Origin of the sequence: Paenibacillus sp. EZ-K15, assembly GCF_002573715.1 — a bacterium.
GTDB lineage: Bacteria > Bacillota > Bacilli > Paenibacillales > Paenibacillaceae > Paenibacillus_AQ.
Genome location: NZ_PDHM01000035.1, coordinates 1 through 727, shown reverse-complemented (window position 1 = coordinate 727; position 727 = coordinate 1). Strand labels below are relative to the sequence as shown.

Here is a 727-nt window from a genome sequence, read left to right as displayed (position 1 = left end):
TTATAAGAAATCGGTGAAAATGATAAGGAGCAGAAAACATGAAATGCCCTCACTGTAACAACGAATTAAATGAACTTCCTTTATGTTACGGAATTGAAGCACCATATTATTTTTACACTGTACCAGAGGAGAAAAGAACAGAATTAATTAGAGATTTTTGTGTAATTGATGAACAACATTTTTTTATTAGAGGACATATTGAAATACCAATAATTGATAATAAAGAGAGATTTATATGGAGTGTTTGGGTTACTCTTAGTGAGGAAAACTTTTTGAAATCTAATGAATTATTGCACGTTGAAGGAAGAGAGAATGAAAAACCTTATTTTGGATGGCTATCGACTGAACTTTCAATATATCCATTAACTACATTATCGTTAAAGACAATGGTACATACGCAAGAAGTTGGTGCTGTTCCGTTAATAGAATTAGAACAAACGAATCATCCACTTGCGGTTGAACAAAGAGAAGGAATTACAATGGAAAGAGTTAAAGAAATTGCTCATTTAATAAATCATAGTCAGTAATAAGAAGAATTTGAAAGTATAGTCGAAGAAGCCACCAACATCTTATAACAAAGTATTCACGCTGTGGTCGCTCCACTCCCTTGGTCTGCCCGAGGCATTTCGAGGAGAGGGTCAGGTAGACAATCTCTGCGAACCTAACCGCGTCGCGGCCGGGACTCTGTCCCTTAAGGTTCTCGGCTTCGTGAATACAAGAACGTTAT

At 36.2% G+C, this 727-nt stretch carries 1 protein-coding gene; it reads left to right on the top strand.

The genetic code is table 11. The features are described from left to right. Positions 1–38: 38 nt before the first annotated feature. The gene (locus CRG97_RS32815; protein ID WP_098749646.1) at positions 39–527 is read left to right on the top strand and encodes a DUF2199 domain-containing protein; all 489 of its coding nucleotides are present in this window, start codon (positions 39–41) and stop codon (positions 525–527) included. Positions 528–727: the final 200 nt, after the last annotated feature.